The organism is Acinetobacter sp. SWAC5 (genome assembly GCF_003419885.1).
Lineage (GTDB): Bacteria > Pseudomonadota > Gammaproteobacteria > Pseudomonadales > Moraxellaceae > Acinetobacter > Acinetobacter cumulans.
In genome coordinates, this window is sequence record NZ_QUWR01000031.1 from 1 (window position 1) to 16,798 (window position 16,798).

The following is a 16,798-nucleotide window of genomic DNA, read 5'->3' on the forward strand; positions in this document are numbered from 1 at the left end:
AAAATTGGGAACAGGGACGACGCTATCCAACTGGACCAGCAGCTACATTGATTCGAATTTTAGATGCTCACCCAAGCCTTATTTGAAAAAATTACTTAAAAAATGGGAGCTTAAGGCTCCCATTTTTTGTTATTCACCAATTAAAATGTCTATGCGATAAACCATTTAAAATGTCCTGTTTTTAACTGCAAGAGTCAAGAACAGGATTTAAATTTCTTTGTTCAATAACAACTTTCTGAGCTTTACGACTCGGCATACTTTTCTTGGCACGGGAACTTTTATTTTGTTTTTCCAACTCTTCATGTTGTTGCTGGATATGGGCCAGAACCGCACCTAATCTTTTATTCTCAACTACTTCATTCTGCTGCAGTCTAGCCAGTTTATTGAAAATACTGTAGTTGATCTTCCGTCCTTCGTGCATGATGGCCACAGTACCATCTGGATACTCTAAAAATGTTATGTATTGCCCAACAAGTTTGTGGTTCAGTGGTGTTGGCTCAAGCATATAAATACACTTGTCATACGTGATAGTCAGATTCTTCGTGACCTTACGCGGTTCCTGCCAGGTAAAAATATCCTCTAGCTCAGCATCAGATTCCGTTAAAGGTCGATGCAAGTTCTTCGAGTTTCTCGCACACTTGGCAAACTTCTGATTGAACTGCTCAATGAAGCAGGGCAGCCAAGCATTGGCCTCGGTAATTGAGCAGATGCCTTCCAAACGCATTTCCTTGATCAGGCGATCCTGCAGAGTTCTGTTGGCGCGTTCCACACGTCCTTTGGCCTGTGGTGAGTTGGCAAAGATAATATCGATGTTTAATTCGTTGAGAATCCTGCCAAATTGCGTGATCTGGCTGTCTTGCTTGGATTTCTGATTGACTCGAAATACTGAGTGTTTATCGCTATAAAAGGCCAAAGGCTTGCCGTATTGCTCAATGTAGGCTCGGGTTGAAAGCATATAATCAAAGGTCGTTTCGGCCTCACAAAAGCGCAGATGCAACAGCTTTCCAGTGGCATCATCAATATAAACCAACAAGCAGCATTTAGCGTCACGTCCTTCAAACCAATCGTGATATGAGCCATCAATCTGGATTAGCTCACCAAAGCAATCGCGGTTATATCGAGGTTGATATGGACGTTTCTGGCGCTTGGATCGCGGAATCCAGAGACCATTTGCAGTCATCCAGCGCCGAAGCGTTTCTACAGGGATATTCAGGTCAAACATGCTGTTGAGCTTCTCATGCGCCAAGGTGGGACCAAAGCCCAGCAGATGTTCAGAAATAATGGAAAGGCACTTTGATTTTAACAAGTCATCATGACGACGATGACCCGGTTGACCACGACTGGCATGTGCCAGACCTGAAACACCGTCTTGATTGAGCTTGTGCAATAATCGAGTAATTTGGCGTGTTGAAAGATTCAGAATTTCTGCAGCACGGACTTGTGTAATACGTTGATCTCGAACATCTTGCAGGACTGCAAGACGTTGTATTTCCTTGTCAGACATAGTGATCAGCATCTCAAGTTTATATCCAGTCCATGGTGATAAAAACCATCATAAACTAGACATTTTTATTGGTGAGAATATAGACACTTTAAATGGGTTCTAACACAAGCATTACGTATAAGGTGTATTATGTTAATTTTAGAAATTCTTAATTTTTAAATATTTTGGAGCATCCATTTTAATGAAGCAATTGGAGTTAATCCTTAAAACCTTTCATGAATATGAGTTTAAGGAAGGTTTAGATGATTTATTTTATTTGTGTGGGAACTTTCTTAAAGAAATAGATCCAAAGGTTAAGCTCGAATATGGACAAGATGTATCCTTCTTCAAAGTTCTAAAAATCCTGTTAGAAAGTGGTGATATTTCCTTATTTCATAATTTGAATGGTGAAGATCCATCTAGAGATGGAGAGTTACTGCTTGGAAGCCCACAAGAACAAATTGAACAGCTACAACAAGTTTGGATTGGTAGTTTTGCTATCCATCAAATGGATCAAAAAAATAACTATCTAGGGTGGTATTTCTTGATACATTGCCCTTATGCATTAGCTCATAAACTCTATGATGAAGATGGTAAATTCGTCCGTTGGTTATATACGGACTAGCTTTCTTAAGGCTTAAGTAGAGTAGTTACTAACTTGAATAGCCACCTATTTTGTAGACACTTATTATGTATGAAAATAGGTAATTAACATAAAATCTCTTATTACGAAATGAAGAAGCCTAGACCTAAGATCTAGACTTTAATTTAAAGTACACAAGTTAGATATAACTCTTTTTCCATTTATTTATGAGATTTGGCGCCCACGATACTAAGAATTTTCATCTATCCAACACTCACCCCCATCTTCGCGTTTTTTTAAATCAATAAAAAAGTACTTTTGCAGCCTTCACATGTATTCTCTGCTGAATTTAGTGCGCATTAAACCCAATCATCAACATATATTTTTTCAAATCAATCAAAGACAAAACTAAATATTCTCAATATGATAAAAAATAAGCCCATGAAAGTTGAAGAATGTGAATACCAATACAACATCGATACTCGTTACAGGCGCCACTGGCTATATTGCCAGCTGGGTCATTAAAAATCTGCTTGAACAAGGACATACAGTTCACGCCACCGTACGTGATCTGAATAAGAAAAAAAGCTTTGCTCACTTAGAAAATATCGCAAACCAAAGCGCTGGCACACTCAAACTGTTTCAAGCCAATTTACTTACACCGCATGCCTTTGATGAAGCCATGCAAGGCTGTGAAATTGTGTTGCACATGGCCTCACCTTTTGTAGTAACCAATTATAAAGATGCGGTAAAAGACATTATTGAGCCTGCGGTAATAGGCACAGAAAATGTCCTAAACAGCGTAAACCAAACAGAATCTGTAAAACGTGTGGTGGTAACCTCCAGTATTGCCTCTACTTATGGCGATGCGATCGACATTAAGCAAACAGCAAATAACCAATTTGATGAGTCTCACTGGAATACCACCAGCTCCGAAACCCATCAACCCTATCCATATTCAAAAGTCATGGCGGAGCGCAAAGCGTGGGATATGCAAAAAGCGCAAAACCGCTGGGAACTGGTTTGTGTCAACCCAGCGCTTGTGCTCGGCCCTTCACTGACAGCAATGACCAAGTCTGGCAGCGTTGAAGTGCTAGAGCAATTTGCCAACGGCATGACCCTCGCCGGTGTACCGCCGATGTGGAATGGCATTGTCGATGTTCGTGATGTTGCCGATGCTCACTTGCAGGCAGCTTTTAACCCAAATGCAAAAGGCCGTTATATCATCAGTGGTGGCTCACTCAGCCTGCTGGAAATGGGTAAAATTCTGCGCCAAAACTTCGGCCCTAAATTCCCCTTCCCGCGCAATCAGTTGCCTAAAGCTGCATTTAAATTGTTTGGCCCATTGGCTGGTTTTTCCAAATCTTTTGTTGAACTCAATATGGGTTATCCTATCTACTTTAATGCGTCTAAGAGCCAAGCCGAATTGGGTATTCAATATCGCAATATTGAAAACAGCTTAGTTGAGCATTTCCAGCAGCTGCTGGATGACGGTGTTGTGAAAAAATATATCCCTTAACAGATCATAAAAAAACCGCCCTAGGGCGGTTTTTTCAGCTTTGCAAATTATTCTATTTGCCCATGGCTTTTCATCAACTCAATAAATTCAGCTTCATTGATGACTGGAATACCTAATTTTTCAGCTTTTTCCAGTTTAGAACCAGCTTTTTCACCAGCAACCACACATTTGGTTTTACTTGAAACACTGCCGCTGACACGAGCGCCGAGTGTTTGTAGCAACTGCGTAGCTTCATCACGGCCCATCGTGCTCAGTGTACCCGTCACTACCCAACTTTCGCCATTCAATGGCTGACGGCTTGGCGCGACTGGCGCATCCCAATGAATGCCTGCAGCCAATAAACGCTCAACCACTTCTAAATTATGTGGCGCTTGGAAAAAGTCGATAATCCATTCTGCTGTGATATCACCGACATCAGGGGTTTTCTTTAAAGCCTCAATATCTGCATGACGCAGCGCTTCAAAGGTTTGGAAGGTATTGGCCAACATTCGTGCCGTGGTTTCACCTACACCACGAACACCCAAGGCATAGATGAATGAACCTAAAGTAGTTTTCTTGCTGTTTTCAATCGAGTCAATCAGATTTTGAACTGACTTCTCGCCCATCTTTTCAATGGTGAGTAATTTCTCGCGGTGCTCATGCAGGCTGTAAATATCGGCCACATCTTTGAGTAAATCCAAATGCAGCAACGATTCCGCCCAACGGTCGCCCAAGCCTTCAATATCCATGGCTTTACGTGAAACGAAATGACGGATCGCTTCGATACGCTGCGCCGCGCAATATAAACCGCCTGAACAGCGCGCTAATGCTTCGCCTTCAGGCATCACGACTGGCGATGCACACACAGGACAGCTTTCAGGCAGATGCACTTCAACAGCATCCACAGGACGAAACTCAGGCCAAACCTTTTCGACTTTTGGAATCACGTCACCGCTGCGGTACACACTCACGGTATCACCAATGCGTACATCCAAACGGTGAATTTCACCAATATTATGCAAGGTTACATTTGAAACCGTTACACCGCCCACTGAAACAGGATTTAGACGTGCCACAGGCGTTAAAGCACCTGTACGCCCCACTTGCCAGTCAATATTATCCACGGTGGTTAACGCTGCAACAGCAGGAAACTTATAGGCTGTTGCCCAGCGCGGTTCACGGCTTAAGAAGCCCAAAGTCTGCTGCTGTTTCAGATCATTGACTTTAATCACCATACCGTCAATTTCAACAGTCAGCTCAGGGCGCTCTGTATTTATCTGTTCATAAGCCTGCTGTACCGCCTGTATGCTGTCGCAAACAAAATGACGCTCGCCCACCGCAAAGCCAAACTGTGTCAGCCATTCAAGACTGGCTGACATGGTGCTTTGCCCATGATTCGGCTCACACTGTGCAATGCCATAAGCATAGAATGCCAATGGACGTGAGGCTGCAATACTTGGGTCAAGCTGACGCAAACTGCCTGCTGCTGCATTACGCGGATTGGCAAAGGTTTTTTCGCCCTTGGCTTCATTTTCCGCATTCAGCTTTTCAAAGCCGGCTTTCGGCATCAGCACCTCACCGCGTACTTCTAATAAAGCTGGAATTTCTGCAGAAGCTGATGTCAGCACTTTTGGCAGGTTGCGAATGGTTTTTACATTTTGAGTAATATCTTCACCTGTTTCACCATCACCGCGCGTCACACCGCGTACTAGCACGCCATGTTCATACCAAAGCGAAATCGCTAAGCCATCAAATTTCAGCTCGACATCATATTCAATTTTTTGATTCGGCAGACGCTCTTCAATACGGCGCGCAAAAGCAAATAAGTCTTCTTGATTAAACACGTTACCCAATGACAGCATCGGCACTGCATGGGTCACGCTTTCAAATTTAGACAGCGCTTTGCCACCGACTTTGTTGGTTGGCGTGTCTGCTTGAATATATTCAGGGTGCTGGGTTTCTAATGCTTTTAACTGGTGAAAAAGCTGATCATATTCACTGTCTTCAATGGTCGGCTGATCCATTACATAATAGGCATGATTGTGCTGCGCCAAAATTTGAATCAACTGGCGCATTTGCGCGATGACCGTTTGCGGTTGTGTCATATCTTCACCATAAAAAAGGGCGGTAAATTTCCGCCCTCAAAAAATTCTATCACTGATCTATATTATAAAAATCAGCGTGACCCGTTGCAATCCTAAGCTTCTACCGCTTGCCCTAAGCGATAATCAATGGCTTGATGGCGCCAATGTTCACGTAGCTGCGGCGTAAATTCCTGATTGTTTTGATCATATACCGTACCCGCAATTTCACGTGCAATCAGACGCGAAATACTGTCCATGGTATCAAATGCATTTTGCACATCGCTATGTGGTAATGCTAAGAAGAAGGCCAAACCTTTCACTTGCTCAGTCGACAATGTTTCTAAATCAAAACCTGCCGCCGCACCGTCATTACCAATTTGCAATACTGAGAACAATAACTTGCTATCGTCTTCACTATAACGATGGAAACATGCCATTTCACCAAAACGTAAACCATATTTCATCAGCACTTTCAGGGTTTTTTCACCTGATAATGCACGACTATCTGAATAGACATTCAAAGCAATATACGTTTCTGCTGTAGCCAAAGCACTTTCTTCATCCACCAACTTTTGCTCATGCAAATGTGCATCAAGAATATTACTTTCATCTTCAAATTCAGAAATTTCAGCTTTTTCAATGTGATTCAAGCTCAGCTCTGAAGGTTTTTCCTCGGCCTTCACCGCTTCAGCAATTACCGCCGTACTCACCGTCACTTCACGTACGGTTTGAACGTCGGCATTTTCAGCTTTTTCAACATTCGCATCATTTGTAGCGCTTTCTGCAACAGGTTCTGGCTGTGCTTCTTTGGCTTCAGTAGGTTCAGCTTCAGCTAAAACTGGCTCTTTACGCACTTCTGCTTCCGTTTGCAATTGCTCACGAACATGACGTGGAATCACAGGTTGCTGCGAGTCAGGATGAATATGTAAATCCGTTTCCAACGAAGGTGATACTTCTGCTGGCTTTTTCAGCAATAATCGAATGCCCAGTAGCATAATAACCACTGCAACAACAATCCCAAGGATTGTGGTAATTTCCATACTATGACTCCGCAACTAAACCGTATTCTTTTGCTTGTTCTAAATCGACAGTGACCAATTTAGACGTTCCCGGTTCTGGCATGGTCACACCGAGCAAATCAGTTGCCATGGTCATCGCCAGTTTATTATGTGTAATGTAAATGAATTGCACTTGTTCAGAAAGTTCTTTTACTAAATTACAAAATCTTCCTACATTGGCATCGTCCAAAGGCGCATCAACTTCATCCAATACGCAAAATGGTGCAGGATTCAAACGGAAGATCGCAAAGACCAGTGCCAAAGCAGTTAACGCCTTTTCACCACCTGAAAGCAAGGCCAATGAACTGTTGCGCTTACCCGGTGGACGAGCCATCAGCTTCACCCCAGATTGCCAACCATCTTCTAAACTTAAGCTAGCTTCACCACCATTAAAGACTTTTGGAAATAATTCCTGTAATTCAGCATTTACCCGATCAAAGGTATTCATAAAGAGCTTGCGGGTTTCTTGGTCAATGCTCTTCATGGCCGCTTGTAATTGCTCAACGGTTTTTTCCAAGTCTTCAATTTGATGACTCAGTTCTTCATAGCGTTTTGAGACTTCTTCATATTCTTCTGAAGCAGCCAAATTCACTGCACCGAGTTTTTCAAATTGCTTTTGTGCTTTTTCCAACTGCTGTTGATGACTGACAATATCAATATTTAAGCCAGTCAGCATCTCACTGTTCATTTCTTTTAATTGTTCAGTGTAATGTTGCAGATCTGACTGCGCCGATTGCCATGCTAAACGCTTTTGTTCGAGCTCTGTTCTGAGCTTTTCATCTTGCTGTTGATGACTATGACGTTGCTCAGTCAATTCACGTTGTTTATTCTGCACATTATTCAGTTCAAGTTGCCACTCCGTCCAAGTTTTTTGCAGTTTGGCAGTCAATTCAGACTGTTCACTGTATTGCGATTGCAAAGTTGGTAACTCGAGCTGTATTGGATCAACAAATTGTTGTGCATGCTCCATCTGCGTATGAATTTGTAAGCGTTGCGCCTTTAAAAATACGCTGTCTTTTTCCAACAATTCAATTTGCTGTGTGGCCTGTAATACTTGCCGACGAATCAGCTCTAATTCTTGTTGTGCTTGCTGTGTTGACTGCTGACGCGCGTCTAAATTCTGGTTCAACTCGTCCAGCTGGTATTGTAATGTTTTATATTGAGGTAAAGCCTGTTCTAGCTTCATATTCAAGGCATGCAAGTCGATGTCTAAATCATCTTTTTGCATTGCGTCTTCTTCCAGCTGTGCCTCAACCTGAATCAACTGATCAGACAATTGCTGCTTTTGAACTGCAAAAGCTTGTGCTGTACTTTGTACTTTTACAATGGCAACATCGGCTTGTTGCAATGCCTGTTGCAGTTGTTTGAGCTCTGTTTGCGCAGCCTGTAATTGTTGCTGTGCGTGTTGAACTTGCGCTAAAGACTGTGGAAGTGCCTCTTCTGCTTGTGTCAACAATGCGTGTTGCTGTACCAATTGCGTGTCAATTTCTTCCAAACGAATACGATGACTGAGCGCACCTTGGCCTGCTTGACTGTCTTCATCATAGTCCAAGCCAATCACCCAGTCGGGCCCAACATGATAACCATCCAAACTTAGGATGGACTGACCTGTCGTTAATTGGCTTTGATAGCGCAGTGCTGTGTTTAGGTCATCCGCCACCGCCACCTGTTGCCAAAGTGAATAGTGTGGCGTATCAATCCATGTGGCTAAACAAGCCAAATTGTCTAATTGAATCTGCGACAGATCAGCCGTCGCTTTTAACTGACGTGCATGGCCATCTTGAAAAGCGTCAGTTGCTGTTAAAACCTGCGCATGGAGCCATTTGGCCAAAAACTTTTCAATCAAAGCTGCATGTGTTTTACCTAAGGCAGACAATTGCAGTGACTGCATCAATTGCACCGTATCCGCTTGCTGTTTAGGCGTAGCTTTGGTGAGCAACTGATTTAAGTTTTTTTGCTCAGATAACAAAATCTGTATGTCTGACTTTAACTGTTGCACCTGTGCTTTTTGCTGTTGTTGCTGTGTATTGAGCTGTTCTAACTCGTTGCTAAACACCATCACCTGTTGCTCGGTGAGTTGATATTTCTCACGAATATCTTGCTTATTCTGCTCAAGCTGTTCGAGCTCATCTTGCTGTGCTTGATTTAAAATTTGCGATGCTTGATGTTGCAAGGTTGCTTTTTGTTGCTCTAAACGACTGATATTTTTACCTAGTTGTTCTAGCTGTGCCAGCATTTGGAGCTTATTTTGTTGTTGCTTTTCAACTTGCGTTTTAACTTGCTCAAACTGCTGCTGCACCATACTGTGCTGCGCTTTTAAATCACTCAAGCCTTGTGTTCTTTCTTGCCCCTGACTTTCTTGCACTGCGAGCTGAGCATTTAAATCATCTTGTTGCTCATGCAAAGTGTCCAATTGCAGTTCTAACAATTGTAGACGTTCTTTAGTTTGTGCCTTTTGCTGTTCGAGTTGCACCAAGTTGGCAGAGTTTTGTGAGAATAAACTTTGCTTTTGCTCCAAAGTCATTTTCAATTCAGCAGATTTTTTTTCAGCCTGTTGCCACTCTGTTTGTAAAGGCGTGGACTGCTGAATTAATCGCTGGAACAATTCACTGGTCGAACTTAAATCATGCTCAAGGGTGTTCAATTCAGAACGTACCAACTTAAAGTGTTCGCCCAAATCATTCATTTGAACAGTATATTCTTGTTGTAAACGACTGCTTTGCTCACACTGAAAAGACAGTACTTCTATTTTAATGGTACGAATTTGCTTTTCGAGGGTTTTATATTGCACTGCCGTTTCGGACTGGCGTTGCAATGTTTTGAGCTGTGATTTGAGCTCGGTCGCAATATCTTCTAAACGCGATAAATTTTGTGTGGTGTGCTCTAAATGCACATTGGTTTCACGACGGCGTGCTTGGTAACGCGAAACGCCTGCTGCCTCTTCCAAAAACACTCGCATTTCTTCAGGCTTGGCATCGACCATACGGTTAATCATGCCTTGTTCAATAATTGCGTATGAACGTGGCCCTAGACCTGTGCCCAAAAAGATATCGGTAATATCTCGACGGCGACATTTGGTTCCATTGAGGAAGTATTCAGATTTACCATCACGGTTTACCTGACGACGCACAGCCAATTCATTATAGGCATTATACGCACCACCTAATTTGCCATAGGTATTTTCAAAACGTAACTCAACACTGGCCACACCTACAGGTTTGCGCTTAGCTGTACCTGTAAAGATAACATCTTGCATGCTACCGCCACGTAACTGGCGCGCGCTCGACTCTCCCATCACCCAACGAATGGCATCAATCACATTGGATTTACCACAACCGTTTGGCCCAACTACAGCGGTGCGACTATCTTTAAAATGTAAAGTCGTATTATCGGCAAAAGATTTGAAGCCAGAAAGTTTTAAACTGCTTAAACGCATAATGTCCTGATTAACGCCGTGAACGTCTAGCCCACGCGAGTTCGATTTGTTTCATCCGTGTCAGTGATTCCAACACAAGGTTCCGTAAGTGTCGACAAAAATCTTCCATAAATAAAGTGGCTTGTTGTGCCTTTCGAATCAAAATTGCATCCGAAACCATCTTAAACAGCTCAAAAGATTCTTGTAGTTCTCTGCGAGAAATATTCAGGGTTAAAAAATAGCTCCGTCGCAATGATGGGAGCAGTTCCTGATAATAACGCATCAGATATGCATTCCCGACCATTTCATGCTGGCGTGCCATTGCCTGAAAGATCAGATCATAAAACTTTTCTGCATTGCCTTGTCGAGTTTCAATGCTCAATTGCTCTAATAATAGCTGAATGCGCTCTGCTTCGTAACTCCGCCATGTTTCAGAAACACGTTGAACAATCTGCCCGAGCAGGAGTGAAGCCATATCAAATAACGCCCGCACCTGTAAGGCCGACATTTCTGACACAATCGCACCGCGTCTGGGAAAAATTTCAATCAGCTGCGTACGTTCTAAAATAAGCAAAGCTTCGCGTACAGAGCCACGGCTCACATCAAGTTCTGCAGAGATGCGTAATTCTTGGATCCGCTCTCCTTCTACCAACTCACCGCGAATGATCTGCTCACTGATATGCTTGGCAATTTGCTCCGACAAGCTCTCCGCTTCTTGTTGCTGCATACTATTCCTATCTTGTTTTTATTGATGCATGAGATGCGATTTTTTATTGCAATCTGGTCTGATTTAACTGCTTTTTACACGACATTACCATAACATTGTAGGACAATATTTTGTCTATACAGTCAATTGCAGTCTATAACGCCATCCTTGGCGCTTTCAAGCCACTTTGTCTTAGGATTCAGCTTAAAAATGTAAAATTCCCTGGCAAATAAAATAAATGCCTACTGTACTGAGCAGGCTTGCAAAACATTTTTTTAACATGGCTGGCGACAAGCGATGTGCGACTTTTGCCCCGAGCTTTGCGGTCATAAAACTCATCACACTAATGCCAATAAAGGCATAAATATGCACATAGCCAATAGTATGTGGTAAATCTACTTGGGCTTGCTGACCAAACCACATAAACCCGAGCGCACCTGCAATTGCAATCGGCAAGCCACAAGCGGCAGACGTCGCTACAGCTTTTTGCATCACCACGCCACAACGGTTCAAATACGGCACCGTTAAGCTACCACCACCAATACCAAAGATTGCAGAAGCAATACCAATCCCGCCACCTGCAAGCATTTGCATAGGCGTAGACGGTAAATTTTGCGCTGGGTCAATTTTGGCATGTGCACCACGAAACATTTTAAAAGCTACCCAAAGCGCGAAGCCACCAATGAACAATTGCAGGCCTTGACCCGATAAATAATGCGCAATACCCGCCCCCAAAAATGAGCCCAACACCAAACCTGGAGCCAAATTGGCAAATACCTTCCATAACACGGCACCCTTTTTATGATGTGCAGACACCGAGCTCATAGAGGTGACAATGATTGTGGCTAAAGATGTACCGACAGCCATGTGCATTAAAACGGCTGGATCGTAGTTCATTTGACTAAAAACTATGTACAAAATAGGCACAATAATTAAACCGCCACCCACACCAAAGAGCCCCGCAGCAAAACCAGCGATTGCACCAATCAGCAAATATATGATTAACTCCATGAACACTATTCCACATTTCTCAGATTCAAATGGATTTAGAGACGCGACAACTGCAACACATATTGACTGAAGCCAATCAACTGCCAGAAGTCTTATTACTCAAACCCGTGACAACATCAACCAATGATGATGTACGCGAAATTGCCCTCAAAGGCATTCAGCAAGTCTTGGTGACCAGTATTCGGCAAACCCAAGGTCGAGGCCAACGTCAAAACCAATGGGTTTCACCTGAAGGAAATATCTATTTAAGCACATTGCTCAATACGCAAACACCTATTGATGGACGTTTGGCTTTGGAAATTGCCTTAAATATCCTACAAATGCCGAGCCTCGAGCATCTGAATTTACAGATAAAATGGCCCAATGACCTATATAGCACGCAAGGTAAATGGGGTGGCATTTTGGTTGAACCTCTCAATGCACATCAAGCTGTGGTCGGTGTTGGCCTGAATGTTCTACCTCTACCCAAACAAGGCATTGATCAAGCCACCAGTTCACTCACCGAATTAGGCCTAAGCGAATTTAACCGCATCCAACTCACAGCAGAATTATATCTGGCAATTCAGCAAGCTGGTGAATGGTTCAGTCATGGTTGTACCAATTTGGCAGCCCGCTTTAATCATTATGCGGCTTTCAAAAATCAAATGGTTGAATTTGAACACCTACAAGGCCTAACTACTGGTACTTTTTTGGGTATTCGAAATGATGGTGCCATCGAAATCCAACAGCAAGGCGAAGTACAGCACTTTTTCCAAGGCCGTTTGCGCTTAAAGTCTAAAGCCTAAGAGATGTCAAATATGAAAAGTTTATGGCTCGACATTGGTAACACACGCCTAAAATACTGGATCACGCAGAATGATCAAATTATAGAGCATGCAGCAGAGCTCCACCTGCAATCACCAGCAGAGCTCTTACTGGGCTTGATTCAACATTTTAAAAACTTAAACTTGCAACAAGTCGGTATTTCCTCGGTACAGGACAAAAAAAATAATGACCGTATTCAAAAAATTCTGAAGTTTTTAAATGTGCCCGTAACCTTTGCCAAGGTACATGCAGAATTTCAGGGCTTACGCTGTGCTTATGAAGACACCAGCAAATTAGGCATCGACCGCTGGCTGCAAATGCTGGCCGTGATTGACAACCCAGAACAACAGTATTGTGTTATTAGTTGTGGTACTGCGCTCACCATTGATTTATCTCAGGGTTATCAACACTTAGGTGGCTACATTTTACCGAATCTTTATTTACAACGTGATTCACTGATTCAAAATACCAAAGGGATTAAGATTCCAGATGCCTCTTTTGATGAACTTTCCCCAGGTAAAAACACCATTGATGCTGTTCATCATGGCATTTTACTTAGCCTACTCAGCACCATTGAAAAAGTCTTAGAAAAATATCCAAGCCAGCTCATTTTAACGGGTGGCGATGCAGCATTATTTGCCAAATATCTAAGCCCCTATGCCCCACGTATTGAAAATGATTTGCTCCTGAAAGGCCTGCAACACTATTTGCAACACAGCACACCGTAAAACAACTCACTGATCAAAATAAAAGGCGAACAGAAAATAGTTTTCTGTTCGCCTTTTATGTTCAGAGCCATAAAGAAAATACAAAGCAAAACATGGAAAACCTTAAGCCAATAAGGGTTGCAGTGTTTCCCACAATTGCTCGAACTCGATATAACCATCTTGTGCCATAAAGTGTCCTGCATTTTTGACTTCAATATTCTGAGCTTGAATTAAATTCGACAGTTGTAAGGTTAAAGGCGGTGGCACATAAGGATCATTACTTGAAAGTAAACATACCGATAAAGGCATGCCTTTAACCAGCACCAACCGATTCAGTTTGGCTTTTTGAATAAAATCGTTTAGTTCAGGAATAGCCTTTAAAGGTGACATAAAACCTGCCACAAAAATACCGGCTTTAATCTTGGATTTATGCACTTCAAAATAATTACTTAAATAATGTAACGTCGTTAAGCACCCAAGGCTATGTGCCACAATAATCGTATTTTCATCTAGCCGCGGCATCTGTAAGGACAAAAATTTTTGCCAATACTCAAAATTGGGCTGTTCAGATTCTGCCAACACAACACGTTTTGAGATATGACCTGCGTCATTCAAGCGCTTACTCAACCAAGGAAACCAATGATCATTGGGTGAGGCTTGGTAGCCATGCACAATATAAATATTTTTTTTGGTTGTTTTAATCATCGCTTTTAATTCTTATGTTGAATGAATGATCATCCTGAATATTTCAGACTTTTGTTTATTTCTTAAACACCATTGTGGCGTGATTCCAATCACTTTGACAAGTGTAAACACGCCATTTAGCACAATTATTTTTCAGATCAATAGCATTAAAAAAATCATAAAAAAAAGGCGCATAAAGCGCCTTTTTAAAATTCCAAATTTATTTTGGATCTTTATTACCAAAGAGTGGACCCATACCGCCGCCACCAAATTGTTTTTGCATACCGCTCAATGATTTCAACATTTTTGCCATACCCGATGGATTAGCAAATTTCTTCATCATTTTCGCCATTTGCGCATGTTGTTTAATCAGCTTATTCACTTCAACAACATCCATACCACAACCTGCTGCAATACGCTTTTTACGGCTTGGATTCATCAAGTCAGGATTACGGCGCTCTTTAATCGTCATCGATTGAATAATCGATTCCATTTTTTTCACTTGCTTTTCTGGGTTCGCTTGCGCAATTGCATCTTGAATACCGGCATTACTCATGCCTGGTAATTTATCCAAAAAGCCCATCATGCCGCCCATTTTATTCATTTGCTCAAACTGCATCAGCATATCTTCAAAGTTGAAGCTACCGCCCTTTTGCAATTTTTTCGCCATTTTTTCGGCTTTTTCTTTGTCGATTTTACGTTCAACTTCTTCGACCAAAGAAAGTACGTCACCCATGCCCAAAATACGCTGTGCGATACGTTCAGGATGGAATGGCTCTAAGGCATCAAGTTTTTCACCCATGCCCAAGAATTTAATTGGCTTACCCGTAATTGCACGAACTGAAAGTGCTGCACCACCTCGCGCATCACCGTCAGTTTTAGTTAAGATCACACCTGTTAAAGGCAAAGCATCATTAAAAGCTTTGGCCGTGTTGGCAGCATCTTGACCCGTCATTGCATCGACAACGAATAAAGTTTCAGTTGGCTTAATGGCCGCATGAAGCTCTTTAATTTCGTCCATCATTTCGTCATCTACATGAAGACGACCTGCTGTATCGACAATTAATACATCCGCAAACTGAATTTTCGCTTGTTCAATTGCACGATTGGCAATGGTAATTGGCTTTTCATCTGCGCTCGATTCGAAGAAAATCGCGCCAACTTCGCCTGCAACAGTCTGAAGCTGTTTAATCGCGGCTGGACGGTAAACGTCGGCAGACACCATCGCAACTTTTTTCTTTTGGCGTTCTTGTAAAAAGCGCGCTAATTTTGCAGCCGTTGTAGTTTTACCCGCACCTTGTAAACCTGCAAGCAGGACAACAACTGGAGGCTTAGCTGCAAGGTCAAGGCTTTCATTCGCCTCGCCCATCATTTTTGTTAATTCGTCATGTACGATTTTGACGAAAGCTTGGCCTGGCGATAACTGAGTCATCACTTCTTGGCCCAATGCTTCTTCCTTAACTTTCGCGATAAACTCACGAGTTACAGGTAACGCCACATCGGCTTCAAGAAGTGCCATACGTACTTCACGTAACGTATCTTTAATATTGTCTTCGGTTAGCTGCCCAGAGCCAGTAACATTTCTTAAACTCTGCGTGAGTCGTTCTGTTAAGGTATCAAACATTGCAAATTCCGCTTAAAATAGCCATGAGCAAAAAATTGTTTCTTAAAATAGAAAATTTATGCATAGAATGCTATAGGATACTTTAGTTCTTGCAGAAATTATATAAATGAATATTAATCATCCTGAAAAAGGTTTGACATGATCAGTCTCCCCTTGGTTTATACGATCTTAGCATTAATCGCCTATACCACCTCTTTTTGGTATTTGTTCATACACTTAATGTCTAAACGTAGCCCAAACCATTGGTTTATTGGCCTTATTTTAGGTTTAGGTCTTCTTTTACATGCAGGTGTTCTATTCAATGACATGCTGACCCCGGCTGGTATTAACTATAATGTTTTCAACATTTTGTCTTTTACCTCTGGGTTAATGTTACTACTGAGTCTTTTATTTAGTACCTACCGCCCAGTTCTTGCGCTCAGCCTCATTGGAATACCTGTAGCAGCAACAGGACTTATTTTCGGTTTTGCCTTTAGTAAACATGATCTGCTCATTAATCAAAACTCCCTAGGCTTAGACATTCATATCATTTTGTCACTTTCAGCCTATGCAATTTTATTAATGGCAACTATTCATGCCGTATTGCTTTGGTTTCAAGACCGCGAACTCAAAAACAAACAAAAACGCCGTGTATGGGTCAGTCTATTACCGTCATTTCAAGCCATGGAATCTCTGCTTTTTGACATGCTTATTGCTGGCTTTATATTGCTAACCCTCGCTCTTGGTTTTGGCTTTTTTACGATTGATAATTTCTTTGGCCAGCATCTTGCCCATAAAACTGCCTTTAGTATCGTTTCATGGTTTGTCTATGGTTCACTTTTAATTGGCCATTATCAATTTGGCTGGCGTGGACAAAAAGCCATTCGCTTTACAATCATCGGCTTTTTTCTACTTGCTATCGGCTTCATTGGATCTAAAATCGTTTTAGAAATGATTTTAGGCCGTTAATGCGTTACAAACTGTAAAAGATAATTTTCCAGTATTTTAATTGCTGATCTGAGTCTATATTTAATCTATTAGATCTCTTTCATAAATCAAAAAAAGATCTTTCTTTTGCCGATTATTTGTACCAAAGAATCTTAAATAATCGAGCATAATCTGCGTATGAAATATATCGATTCAAAGAAGCTTTCTGAAACAC

General features: G+C 42.0%; 13 protein-coding genes and 1 pseudogene. 6 read left to right on the forward strand and 8 right to left on the reverse strand.

Annotation, left to right across the window (positions count from 1 at the left end; translation table 11 throughout):
* Window positions 1–86 (forward strand): annotated as a pseudogene (locus DYI81_RS16245) (transcriptional regulator); the annotation flags it as partial.
* Window positions 87–181: 95 nt separating this feature from the next.
* Here DYI81_RS16245 and DYI81_RS16250 read toward each other — a convergent pair.
* The gene (locus DYI81_RS16250) at window positions 182–1,516 is read right to left on the reverse strand and encodes an ISNCY family transposase (RefSeq protein WP_117008104.1); all 1,335 of its coding nucleotides are present in this window, start codon (window positions 1,514–1,516) and stop codon (window positions 182–184) included.
* Window positions 1,517–1,685: 169 nt separating this feature from the next.
* On the opposite strand from DYI81_RS16250, the gene DYI81_RS16255 reads away from it, so the two are divergent.
* Both DYI81_RS16255 and DYI81_RS16260 read left to right on the forward strand, forming a co-directional pair.
* The gene (locus DYI81_RS16255; protein ID WP_117008105.1) at window positions 1,686–2,108 is read left to right on the forward strand and encodes a hypothetical protein; all 423 of its coding nucleotides are present in this window, start codon (window positions 1,686–1,688) and stop codon (window positions 2,106–2,108) included.
* A gap of 406 nt (window positions 2,109–2,514) precedes the next feature.
* Window positions 2,515–3,585, forward strand: a complete 1,071-nt coding sequence (locus tag DYI81_RS16260; protein ID WP_117008106.1) for an aldehyde reductase — start codon at window positions 2,515–2,517, stop codon at window positions 3,583–3,585.
* A gap of 47 nt (window positions 3,586–3,632) precedes the next feature.
* On the opposite strand, the gene ligA is transcribed toward DYI81_RS16260, so the two are convergent.
* The 5 genes from ligA to DYI81_RS16285 all read right to left on the reverse strand — a co-directional run bounded on the left by ligA (window position 3,633) and on the right by DYI81_RS16285 (window position 11,838).
* Window positions 3,633–5,669 carry an NAD-dependent DNA ligase LigA gene (gene ligA, locus DYI81_RS16265; RefSeq protein WP_117008107.1) on the reverse strand — a complete coding sequence of 679 codons (2,037 nt, stop codon included), beginning with the start codon at window positions 5,667–5,669 and terminating at the stop codon, window positions 3,633–3,635.
* Between the two features lie 92 nt (window positions 5,670–5,761).
* Entirely contained in the window at window positions 5,762–6,688 is a 927-nt protein-coding gene (locus tag DYI81_RS16270; protein WP_117008108.1) for a cell division protein ZipA C-terminal FtsZ-binding domain-containing protein, read from the reverse strand.
* 1 nt (window position 6,689) lies between these two features.
* Window positions 6,690–10,142: a chromosome segregation protein SMC gene (gene smc, locus DYI81_RS16275; protein WP_117008109.1), complete on the reverse strand. Its 3,453-nt coding sequence runs from the start codon at window positions 10,140–10,142 to the stop codon at window positions 6,690–6,692.
* A gap of 10 nt (window positions 10,143–10,152) precedes the next feature.
* Window positions 10,153–10,848, reverse strand: coding sequence for a GntR family transcriptional regulator (locus DYI81_RS16280; protein WP_106985980.1), 696 nt, complete (start codon window positions 10,846–10,848; stop codon window positions 10,153–10,155).
* 183 nt (window positions 10,849–11,031) lie between these two features.
* On the reverse strand, window positions 11,032–11,838 hold the full coding sequence (locus DYI81_RS16285) for a sulfite exporter TauE/SafE family protein (RefSeq protein ID WP_117008110.1): 807 nt from the start codon (window positions 11,836–11,838) through the stop codon (window positions 11,032–11,034).
* 29 nt (window positions 11,839–11,867) lie between these two features.
* Here DYI81_RS16285 and DYI81_RS16290 point away from each other — a divergent pair, with 29 nt between their 5' ends.
* Window positions 11,868–12,623, forward strand: coding sequence for a biotin--[acetyl-CoA-carboxylase] ligase (locus DYI81_RS16290; protein WP_106985982.1), 756 nt, complete (start codon window positions 11,868–11,870; stop codon window positions 12,621–12,623).
* 12 nt (window positions 12,624–12,635) lie between these two features.
* Complete coding sequence (locus DYI81_RS16295) at window positions 12,636–13,370, forward strand: type III pantothenate kinase (protein WP_106986022.1); 735 nt, start codon at window positions 12,636–12,638, stop codon at window positions 13,368–13,370.
* Between the two features lie 102 nt (window positions 13,371–13,472).
* Here the strand turns inward: DYI81_RS16295 and DYI81_RS16300 are convergent, their stop codons facing one another.
* Window positions 13,473–14,054, reverse strand: a complete 582-nt coding sequence (locus DYI81_RS16300; RefSeq protein WP_240627445.1) for an alpha/beta hydrolase — start codon at window positions 14,052–14,054, stop codon at window positions 13,473–13,475.
* Window positions 14,055–14,253: 199 nt separating this feature from the next.
* On the reverse strand, window positions 14,254–15,657 hold the full coding sequence (ffh, locus tag DYI81_RS16305; RefSeq protein ID WP_117008111.1) for a signal recognition particle protein: 1,404 nt from the start codon (window positions 15,655–15,657) through the stop codon (window positions 14,254–14,256).
* A gap of 138 nt (window positions 15,658–15,795) precedes the next feature.
* On the opposite strand from ffh, the gene ccsA reads away from it, so the two are divergent.
* On the forward strand, window positions 15,796–16,605 hold the full coding sequence (gene ccsA / locus DYI81_RS16310; RefSeq protein WP_106985984.1) for a cytochrome c biogenesis protein CcsA: 810 nt from the start codon (window positions 15,796–15,798) through the stop codon (window positions 16,603–16,605).
* Window positions 16,606–16,798: the final 193 nt, after the last annotated feature.

Excerpts from the sequence above, each read along its gene's own strand:
- DYI81_RS16250 (WP_117008104.1), bottom strand. The coding sequence starts at position 1,516 with ATGCTGATCACTATGTCTGACAAGGAAATACAACGTCTTGCAGTCCTG.
- DYI81_RS16255 (WP_117008105.1), top strand. The coding sequence starts at position 1,686 with ATGAAGCAATTGGAGTTAATCCTTAAAACCTTTCATGAATATGAGTTT.
- ligA (WP_117008107.1), bottom strand. The coding sequence starts at position 5,669 with ATGACACAACCGCAAACGGTCATCGCGCAAATGCGCCAGTTGATTCAA.
- DYI81_RS16270 (WP_117008108.1), bottom strand. The coding sequence starts at position 6,688 with ATGGAAATTACCACAATCCTTGGGATTGTTGTTGCAGTGGTTATTATG.
- smc (WP_117008109.1), bottom strand. The coding sequence starts at position 10,142 with ATGCGTTTAAGCAGTTTAAAACTTTCTGGCTTCAAATCTTTTGCCGAT.
- DYI81_RS16280 (WP_106985980.1), bottom strand. The coding sequence starts at position 10,848 with ATGCAGCAACAAGAAGCGGAGAGCTTGTCGGAGCAAATTGCCAAGCAT.
- DYI81_RS16285 (WP_117008110.1), bottom strand. The coding sequence starts at position 11,838 with ATGGAGTTAATCATATATTTGCTGATTGGTGCAATCGCTGGTTTTGCT.
- DYI81_RS16290 (WP_106985982.1), top strand. The coding sequence starts at position 11,868 with ATGGATTTAGAGACGCGACAACTGCAACACATATTGACTGAAGCCAAT.
- DYI81_RS16295 (WP_106986022.1), top strand. The coding sequence starts at position 12,636 with ATGAAAAGTTTATGGCTCGACATTGGTAACACACGCCTAAAATACTGG.
- DYI81_RS16300 (WP_240627445.1), bottom strand. The coding sequence starts at position 14,054 with ATGATTAAAACAACCAAAAAAAATATTTATATTGTGCATGGCTACCAA.
- ffh (WP_117008111.1), bottom strand. The coding sequence starts at position 15,657 with ATGTTTGATACCTTAACAGAACGACTCACGCAGAGTTTAAGAAATGTT.
- ccsA (WP_106985984.1), top strand. The coding sequence starts at position 15,796 with ATGATCAGTCTCCCCTTGGTTTATACGATCTTAGCATTAATCGCCTAT.